The following is a 2,344-nucleotide window of genomic DNA, read 5'->3' on the forward strand; positions in this document are numbered from 1 at the left end:
CCAATCTAAAGATATGAAACATCTGTTTTTTACGCTTCGTTAGCTCGAGGAATTAATCGGATTCTGATGTGGGGAATTTTTGCTAACGTCAGACTGTCTCTTGTATGTAGCGTTTACTTACCGAGGGAAGTAAACGCTACATACAAATCTTTGTTATATACTTTTTATTTTTTTGATTCTATTGATTTCTTTACTAATGCTTTTAATTCCTCAATCTCTTTTTGTTGTTGAATTGTGTAAAGAGTCAATTCTTCTATTTTTTTAAGAAGATTCATATCCATTTCAGCTTGCATCACTCCATTTTGTTCAAATTCTTTTGCAGAAGGTATTTCTGGTAGGTGACTATTTTCTTTAATAAATTTTTCTACTTCTTCTATGCTTCTTAGTTTATAATCTTCTTTAAATACGTAGTCAGGAGCAGGGATATTAAGATCTATTTTTACTTCTTCTGCGTGAATGTTTCCTTTTACTGTAAGTTTCATATCTGGGCTTGTTGTTCCTATACCAACCTTACCAGAAGAATTTATAACCAATCTATCTCCCTGACCCTCATGTGAAAAATGCCAATTCCCATCATTTCCTGAATAAATACCATACTTGTTTCCAGAGGTATTTTCGAATTGTAGTCCAGAACCCCAACCAGCTCCTGATGACTTTAGTGATAAAGCTAAATCGTTTGTATTTCCTTTATTAACTTCTAATCCAGTAGAAAAAAGATTTCCGATTTTTAAGTTTGTATAATTTATGTCTGAATTCCAGAAATTAATTATCTTATTATTTCCATCATAGAATATTTTTGCATAAGAACTGTCATCATAACTACTGTCATATGCTTTCATAGTAAAATATGAATTAGTATGATTTAAAATTCCATTTACTGGATTTTGGGCATTACTTAAAAAAGTAATACTAAAGAATATAATCGACATAGTTGTTTTTTTCATTTCTATTTTGTTTACCTATTTATTATAGATGTCTCAATACTTATAAATGTTACCTAATTTTTTTTGAGTAATTGCCGAGAACGATTGATGTATGAGTCGAAATGTCCCGTTAGGGCATTATGATGTCATACATTCGTTTTATAAGCTTTTTTATTTTTTGGCTTCAAGTAATTTTTCGATTTCTGTTAGTCTATCAGATAAAGATTTTAGTTCTTCATTTTCTCTTTCTAATTTTTGAATTTTCTTTTCCTGCTGGATAGTATAAAGGGTTAGTTCCTCAATTTTTTTAAGAAGACTCATATCCATTTCGGCTTGCATTACTCCATTTTGTTCAAATTCTTTTGCTGATGGTATTTCTGGCAGATGGCTATTCTCTTTTATAAAGTTTTCTACTTCTTCTATGCTTCTTAGGTTATAATTTTCTTTAAAAACATAGTCTGGTGCAGGGACATTAAGATCTATTTTTACTTCTTCTGCGTGTATGTTTCCTTTTACGGTTAGTTTCATATCGGGATTTGTAGTTCCTATACCTACCTTACCTTGTAAAAGAGTAATAGATTTGTATTCTTTTTCACCATGATGTTCTACTATATGCTTAGAGGTACTTCCTACATGATTTAAAGAATATTGAAAACCAAGACCTATAAACTTATTCTGCCAATAACTACCTATTCGCATTTCTTCTTTCTGATTGTGATCATGCTTTACTCCAACTTCAAATTTAGAATTTGGGGTTGTCGTTCCTATACCAACCTTACCATGCAAAAGGGAAATAGATTTGTATTCTTTTTCACCATGATGTTCTACTATATGCTTAGAAGTACTTCCTACATGATTTAAAGAATATTGAAAACCAAGACCTATAAACTTATTCTGCCAATAACTACCTATTCGCATTTCTTCTTTCTGATTGTGATCATGCTTTACTCCAACTTCAAATTTAGAATTTGGGGTTGTCGTTCCTATACCAACCTTACCATGCAAAAGGGAAATAGATTTGTATTCTTTTTCGCCATGATGTTCTACTATATGCTTAGAGGTACTTCCTACATGATTTAAAGAATATTGAAAACCAAGACCTATAAACTTATTCTGCCAATAACTACCTATTCGCATTTCTTCTTTCTGATTATGATCATGCTTTACTCCAACTTCAAATTTAGAATTTGGGGTTGTCGTTCCAATTCCTACGTTGCCTGTTGTAGGAAATGTGTTTTGAGCTTTAATTCCAAAGCTTATTCCAATAAGTCCAATCAATAAAATTGTTTTTTTCATATCTATTTTGTTTATCTATTTATTATAGATGTCTCAATACTTATAAATTGGATACGCTAGAGCAAGCTGACCCCCTCCCTAGATCAGTATTAGGCACTATATATTAGCTGCCGTTCTGTCGGATA

At 31.4% G+C, this 2,344-nt stretch carries 2 protein-coding genes; both read right to left on the reverse strand.

From position 1 onward, the window contains the following. Positions 1 to 164: 164 nt before the first annotated feature. Positions 165 to 944 carry a tail fiber protein gene (locus CVD18_RS22025; protein ID WP_103867603.1) on the reverse strand — a complete coding sequence of 260 codons (780 nt, stop codon included), beginning with the start codon at positions 942 to 944 and terminating at the stop codon, positions 165 to 167. Between the two features lie 150 nt (positions 945 to 1,094). Then, on the reverse strand, positions 1,095 to 2,219 hold the full coding sequence (locus CVD18_RS22030) for a tail fiber protein (RefSeq protein ID WP_103867604.1): 1,125 nt from the start codon (positions 2,217 to 2,219) through the stop codon (positions 1,095 to 1,097). Positions 2,220 to 2,344: the final 125 nt, after the last annotated feature.

This window comes from Aquimarina sp. I32.4 (assembly GCF_002924285.1).
GTDB lineage: Bacteria > Bacteroidota > Bacteroidia > Flavobacteriales > Flavobacteriaceae > Aquimarina.